Consider the following 6000-nt stretch of genomic DNA (forward strand, 5'->3'; position numbering starts at 1 on the left):
CTCGATGCCGCATGCACACCAGGGAAGTCCGAAAGCGCTGGATCAGGGATCCCGGTCGAATCTTGGGTCAAGATTCGACACGGATCCCTGATCCAGCGCGAAACGAGCGGTCGAGCGGTCAGGCGGCGCGAGCTTGGATTCGCTTGACGAACCAGCCGTTCCAGACCGACAGCAGCACCATCACGGCGATGAGCATCGCGCTGGAGGCGGTCACCGCGGCGTCGGTGGACAGCGAGTAGATCACCGGGATGCGCCCGGCGGCGTCGGCCAGCAGGCCCGCGCCCCAGACCGCCGACATGATCCGGAAGTTCCGCCGGAACTCCGGCAGATCGGTCCACTTCTGCTCGAACTCCGCGATCTCCTCGGGCTTGCCCTCCCGCATCCGGAGCGCGGCGTGGTAGATGAGCGGCTTGCCGACGAAGCAGCTGATCACGAAGGCCAGCCCGGCCGCGCCGGTGACCAGGGACTCCTTGGCGAGCATGAACTTCGCGTCGCCGGTGAGCACCGAGAGCAGCAGGCCGATGCCGAACACCCCGACCATCACGGCGGCGAAGACGTCGAACTTGCGAGAACGCAGCGCGACCCAGATGACGCGGAGGAGGGCGACGACCGAGCCGGCCAGCAGGGCGACGTAGTCGTCGGCGCCGAGCCACTTGGCCACGAAGTACGCGCCGAGCGACAGGCCGACGTCCCAGACCAGGGACAGCAGGATCGCGGCGGGGCCGTTGGCGGTGGGGCGGCTCATCGGACTTCTCCTTCGAAAGGGGTGGCGTCGGCGATCCAGGCGCCGTGGAATCCGGCCGGTACGCGGCGCGGCAGGTGAACGGTCGCGACCGGTCCGGCGGCCACCTCGGTGGCATCGTGAACCAGCAGCTGGGAGGGTACTTCGGGGTGATCGTGGGTGGCGATCGAGACGAGCCAGCCGGCGTCCTCGGCGGCTGCTCCGCCAGCACTGCCGGAGGGGCGGTCGGAGGGACTCTCGGCGGCGACGAACACGGCCTCGCCGACATGCCAGCCGTCGCCTCGGGCGTCGACGTCGGCGGCTCCGCTCCTCGTGTCGTATTTGATCACGGCGTCGCCGCTCACCGCGTACAGCCACTGGTTGGGGCGGCCGGTGCGGGCTTCGTTGTGGGTCGGGAACTCCACCTCCCGATCGTCCAGCTGCTGTTCGCGTACCCCTGAGGGAGAGATGGACCACCGGTAGAGCCGGTGGGCCTCGCGAGGCGTGTCGTCCGCGGTGCCGCCGATGTCTGTCCACAGGCCCTGGAACGCGGAGCGGGAGTAGCGGACGGCGTCGAGCACGACCTGGCCGTTCTCCTCACGGGCGTTGCCGACGTGGAAGACGTAGCAGGGCTCGATCTCGTGCCAGGTGACGGTGCCCCCGGTACGCGGCATCAACCCGATGCGCGCGCCGTAGCTGTCGCTCCACCGGTACGGCATGGTCTTGCCGACCAACGCGAAGTCGAAGACGGCGGGCAGGTCGAGCCACACGAGGTAGTTCTCCGTGATGGCGAAGTCGTGCATCATCGTCGGCCCGGGGACCTCGATGGGCCGGCTCTCGACCAGTTCGCCGGTGGCCGACAGCCGGTGGTAGGTCAGGAACGGCGGCAGCGCGCTGTAGCCGAAGAAGTGCAGCTCGCCGGTGACCGGGTCGGTCTTGGGGTGGGCGGTCATCGCGGTGGTGAGCCGGCCGCCGAAGTCGCAGTAGCCGATGGTGTTCAGCTCGCGGTCGATCTCGTACGGGAAGGCCTGCTCGACCAGGGCGAACAGCCGGCCGCTGTGCTCCAGCACCGAGGTGTTGGCCGGGCCGCCACGGTAGTCGAGGGTGCCGTCGGGGCGGACGAAGTCGACGTCGGTGAACTTCACCCAGCGGTTGCGGTACCACTCGGCGCGACCGTCGCGAAGCCGTACGCCGTGGAGCATGCCGCTGCCCATGAACCAGTGCGGCGCGAATTCGCCGGGGCGGGGGTTGGGTCCGTTGCGGAAGTAGCGGCCGGACAGCTCGGTGGGGAGTGCCCCGGTGACCACCAGGTCGGTGGCGTCGGTCTCGTCGGGGACCGGAGCGGTGAACTCGTTCATATGAAGAGACTGACATGTCGTCCTCGACATGTCAACACCAACATGTAAGGCCCGTCATGTAAACTTCGGACATGTCACTGAGGCACGCCCTGCTCGGACTGCTGGCCGACAGCCCGCAGACCGGCTACGACCTGACCAAACGGTTCGAGGAAACGCTGTCCGGGCACGCCTGGAACGCCAGCCACAGCCAGATCTACCCGGAGCTGAAGCGGCTGCTGGGCGACGGCCTGATCGAGATCGTCGGCGAGGGCTCGCGCGGGAGTAAGACGTACGGCGTGACCGCCGAGGGCCGGGCCGAGCTGCGCCGCTGGATGTTCAGCCCGCTCGGCGACACGCCGCCGCGCAACGAGTTCGTGCTCCGGCTCTTCCTGCTGTCCTCACTGGATCTCGCCGACACCCGCGTACTGGTGGACCAGATGGCGCAGGCCAGCGACGCCGAGGTGGCCGAGCTGACGGAGGCGATCGCGACGATCGAGCGGTTCACCCCGCCCGGCACCCGCCCCGGCTACGCCCGGTTCGCCGCCGAGTTCGGCCGGCGCTACTACGAGCTGCAGAGCGAGTGGGCGCGGTGGGTGCTCGCGGAGCTGGAGAAGGCTAGCTGACCGTCGGTTCCACGGGGGTGGCCGCCCAGCTGCCCAGCAGCCGCAGACGCTCCTCGGTCGGCGAGCCGGCCTGGGCGATGTAGGTGACCAGCAGATGATCGGGGTCGCCGGGCAGCGCGAAGGTCTCGTAGGCCAGGTCGAGGTCGCCGACCACGGTGTGCCGCAACAGTTTGCGGCCGTGCGTCTTCTCCCGGACCGCGTGCGCCGCCCACAATTCCCGGAATACCGGGTCCCGCAGGGACAGCTTGCCGACCAGCGCGGCCAGCTGCGGGTCGCCCGGGTGCAGCCCCGCGTCCCGGCGCAGGTAGGCCACCGTCTCCTCGGCCACCGCGGGCCAGTCGCGATAGAAGGTCCGCGCTCTCGGTTCCAAGAAGGTCTGGTACGCCACATTCCGTGGCCCGGTCATGTCGCTGAATCCGGCGACCGCGTCGGCCAGCGCGTTCCACGCGACGAGGTCCATCCGGCGGCCGAGCACGAAGGCCGGGACGGACTCCATCAACTCCAGCATCCGGCGCAGTTCCGGCCGTAGCTTGGCGGACTTCACGGGGGCGGCCTGCTTGGTCGGGCGTACCAGGTTGCGCAGGTGATCCCGCTCGGTGGGGTCCAGCCGCAGCACCCGGGCGATCGCGTCGAGGACGGCGTCCGAGACCCCGGCGCTCCGGCCCTGCTCCAGCCGGGTGTAGTAGTCGACGCTCACCCCGGCCAGCTGCGCGATCTCCTCCCGCCGCAACCCCGGTACGCGTCGCCGCCCGTAGTCGGGCAGCCCGGCTTCGGCTGGGCTGATCTTGGCGCGCCGGCTGCGCAGGAACTCACCGATCTCTTGCACGCCGACCAGTCTGCCTCAGCCCTCCTTTTTCATGCTGGCTGTGCTGATCCTGGTACTGCCAGACCTAGGTTCAGCTCGCCCCTGGGTAGTCCCCCGGAACCGTCGCAGGCTTTCGGCATGACATACGAACTGGGAAATCGCACCGCCGTCGTCACCGGAGCCGCCAGCGGCATGGGCGCGGCCACCGCCGAACTGCTCGCCGCTTCCGGCGTACGCGTCGCGCTGCTGGCCCGCCGGGCCGACCGGATCGCCGGGCTCGCCGAGAAGATCGTGGCGGACGGGGGACAGGCGATCGCGGTCGCCACCGACGTCACCGACAGCGCCGCCGTCATGTCCGCCGCCGACGCGGTACGCCGGGCGTACGGCCGAGTGGATCTAGTGGTCAACGCGGCCGGAGTGATGCTGCCGAACCCGATCGCCGCCGGTCGCGAGGACGAATGGCAGCGCATGATCGACACCAATGTGACCGGGGCGCTGCGGGTCATCCGGGCGTTCGCCGGCGATCTGATCGACGCGGCGGCCGACGGCCGGACGGCGGACCTGGTGAACATCTCCTCGATCGGCGCACACGTGACCTTCCCGGACTACGCGGTCTACGGGGCGACCAAAGCGGCGTTGACTCATCTGTCGGCCGGTCTGCGTACCGAGTTCGGCCCCCGCGACGTCCGCGTCACCAACATCGAGCCCGGCCTGACCGACACCGAACTGGGCCACCACATCGACAACCCGGCCCTGAGCCAGCAGCTCGGGGGCATGTTCGAGGCGCTGGGCGGGCTGTCCGCCGCGGAGATCGCCGACCTCGTCGCGTACGCCGTGAGCCGTCCCCGGCACGTCAATCTGCGCCAGCTGGTGGTTCTGCCGACGCGGCAGGCATGACTCGGGGCCGTCCTGGCGAACCCCACGTCGGCGGCCGCACCTGGCGGTAGCGTGAGCCTTACGTCGCCTGGCCGGCCAGCCATTCGCCGACGCGGGGGAGCGCCTGGGGGCCGCTGTCCCGTTCGACGTCCGCCACCAGGTCGGCGATCGTCGTGGCGTGCAACGACGCCCGCCACGCGTGGTCGGCCCGCAGCATCGCCCGGTGCACCGAGCAGAGCTTCGTGCACTGGTCGACCGGGGTCGCGAGCGGGCCACGCTGCCGAATCTCGGTGCACAGGAAGGTCGACCCCGGTCCGTCGATCGCCTCGACGACGTCGAGGACGGTGATTTCCGCCGGCGGCCGGGTGAGCCGGTAGCCGCCCGAGTGGCCCTGGACGGACTGGACGATCCCGGCGCGGGACAAGGCCTGCAGCTGTTTGGCGAGGTAGCTGCCGGAGACGTCGTGGAGGTCGGCGAGCTGGGTCACCGGGACCGGCGACCGCGCGGTGGTGAGCACCACGCAGCAGTGCAGAGCCCATTCCACGCCGCCGCTCAACTTCATGCGCCCATGCTACTTGACTCGGATGGAATGTGTCCGAGTAGCATCTCGGACAGAACATATCCGAGTTTGACCGTGGAGGTACGTCATGAAAATCGTCGTCATCGGGGGCACGGGACTCATCGGCTCGCAGGTGGTGGGCATCCTGCGCGATCAGGGTCACGAAGCCCTCGCCGCGTCGCCGTCGTCCGGCGTCGACAGCACCACCGGGGAGGGGCTGGACGACGCGCTCGCGGGCGCGCACGTGGTCGTCGACGTCACCAACCCGCCGGTGTTCACGCCGGACGGGGTCATGGCCTTCTTCACCGCGTCCGGCCGGCACCTGGCCGTGGCGGAGGTCGCCGCCGGCGTACGCCACCACGTGGCGCTGTCGATCATCGGCCTCGATCGGGTCGGGGACGAAGCCTTCTACCTGAAGGCCAAGGTCGCCCAGGAACAGCAGATCCGGGCGTCCGGGGTGCCGTTCACGATCGTGCGGGCCACCCAGTTCTTCGAGTTCCTGAAGGGGATCGCGGACTCGGCGACGGTCGGCGACGAGATCCGGCTGACCTCGAAGACGCTCCAGCCCCTCGCGGCCGCCGAAGTCGCGGCGTACGTCGCCGAGGTGGCCGTAGGCGAACCGGTCGACGGCGTCGTGGAGATCGCCGGGCCGGAGCGCATCCCGCTGGCCGATGCTGTCCGGCGACGGCTGGCCGCGCTCGGCGACCCGCGCAAGGTCGTCGACGACGACACCGCGCCCTACTTCGGCTCGGTCATCGGCGACGACACGCTGGTGCCCGGGAACGAACCGCACCGGTCGGCGAAGATCACCTTCGCCGACTGGCTCGCCTCCCAGTGACCGGTGCGCCCGCGCCGACCGCCGCGTCCGCCGCGCTCGCGCCGTCCGCCGCGCTCTCGCCGTCCGCCGCGCTCTCGCCGTCCGCCGCGCTCGCGCCGTCCGCCGCGCTCGCGCCGCGTTGATCATGGAGTTAACTGTGGTCTCGGCGGTGTGTCATGACCGGAAACTCCATGATCAACGCGACGGGGTGGCGGCGCGGCGCGACGGGGTGGCGGTCAGATCGGAAGAGCGTCGGGGAGGG

At 70.0% G+C, this 6000-nt stretch carries 7 protein-coding genes; 3 read left to right on the plus strand and 4 right to left on the minus strand.

All coding sequences use genetic code 11. The features are described from left to right. Positions 1 to 118: 118 nt before the first annotated feature. Together AB0M47_RS24845 and AB0M47_RS24850 are read right to left on the minus strand one after the other, a co-directional pair. Positions 119 to 745, minus strand: a complete 627-nt coding sequence (locus AB0M47_RS24845; RefSeq protein WP_363418143.1) for a VC0807 family protein — start codon at positions 743 to 745, stop codon at positions 119 to 121. Next, a complete protein-coding gene (locus tag AB0M47_RS24850; RefSeq protein ID WP_363418145.1) occupies positions 742 to 2079 on the minus strand; it encodes a carotenoid oxygenase family protein in 1338 nt (445 codons plus the stop codon). The genes AB0M47_RS24845 and AB0M47_RS24850 overlap by 4 nt, the downstream gene beginning before the upstream one ends. Before the next feature lie 71 nt (positions 2080 to 2150). Here AB0M47_RS24850 and AB0M47_RS24855 point away from each other — a divergent pair, with 71 nt between their 5' ends. Next, complete coding sequence (locus tag AB0M47_RS24855; protein ID WP_363418147.1) at positions 2151 to 2681, plus strand: PadR family transcriptional regulator; 531 nt, start codon at positions 2151 to 2153, stop codon at positions 2679 to 2681. Here the strand turns inward: AB0M47_RS24855 and AB0M47_RS24860 are convergent. Beyond that, positions 2674 to 3507, minus strand: coding sequence for a helix-turn-helix transcriptional regulator (locus tag AB0M47_RS24860; protein ID WP_363418149.1), 834 nt, complete (start codon positions 3505 to 3507; stop codon positions 2674 to 2676). The genes AB0M47_RS24855 and AB0M47_RS24860 overlap by 8 nt on opposite strands. A 117-nt stretch (positions 3508 to 3624) precedes the next feature. On the opposite strand from AB0M47_RS24860, the gene AB0M47_RS24865 reads away from it, so the two are divergent. After that, entirely contained in the window at positions 3625 to 4383 is a 759-nt protein-coding gene (locus tag AB0M47_RS24865) for an SDR family oxidoreductase (RefSeq protein ID WP_363418151.1), read from the plus strand. Between the two features lie 58 nt (positions 4384 to 4441). Here the strand turns inward: AB0M47_RS24865 and AB0M47_RS24870 are convergent, their stop codons facing one another. Beyond that, a complete protein-coding gene (locus tag AB0M47_RS24870) occupies positions 4442 to 4924 on the minus strand; it encodes an Rrf2 family transcriptional regulator (RefSeq protein ID WP_363418153.1) in 483 nt (160 codons plus the stop codon). An 85-nt stretch (positions 4925 to 5009) separates the two neighbouring features. On the opposite strand from AB0M47_RS24870, the gene AB0M47_RS24875 reads away from it, so the two are divergent. Beyond that, a complete protein-coding gene (locus tag AB0M47_RS24875; protein WP_363418155.1) occupies positions 5010 to 5759 on the plus strand; it encodes an SDR family oxidoreductase in 750 nt (249 codons plus the stop codon). The last annotated feature ends 241 nt before the right edge of the window (positions 5760 to 6000 follow it).

This window comes from Hamadaea sp. NPDC051192 (assembly GCF_040682475.1).
In the GTDB taxonomy this organism is placed as follows: domain Bacteria; phylum Actinomycetota; class Actinomycetes; order Mycobacteriales; family Micromonosporaceae; genus Hamadaea; species Hamadaea flava.

Excerpts from the sequence above, each read along its gene's own strand:
- AB0M47_RS24845 (WP_363418143.1), bottom strand. The coding sequence starts at position 745 with ATGAGCCGCCCCACCGCCAACGGCCCCGCCGCGATCCTGCTGTCCCTG.
- AB0M47_RS24850 (WP_363418145.1), bottom strand. The coding sequence starts at position 2,079 with ATGAACGAGTTCACCGCTCCGGTCCCCGACGAGACCGACGCCACCGAC.
- AB0M47_RS24855 (WP_363418147.1), top strand. The coding sequence starts at position 2,151 with ATGTCACTGAGGCACGCCCTGCTCGGACTGCTGGCCGACAGCCCGCAG.
- AB0M47_RS24865 (WP_363418151.1), top strand. The coding sequence starts at position 3,625 with ATGACATACGAACTGGGAAATCGCACCGCCGTCGTCACCGGAGCCGCC.
- AB0M47_RS24870 (WP_363418153.1), bottom strand. The coding sequence starts at position 4,924 with ATGAAGTTGAGCGGCGGCGTGGAATGGGCTCTGCACTGCTGCGTGGTG.
- AB0M47_RS24875 (WP_363418155.1), top strand. The coding sequence starts at position 5,010 with ATGAAAATCGTCGTCATCGGGGGCACGGGACTCATCGGCTCGCAGGTG.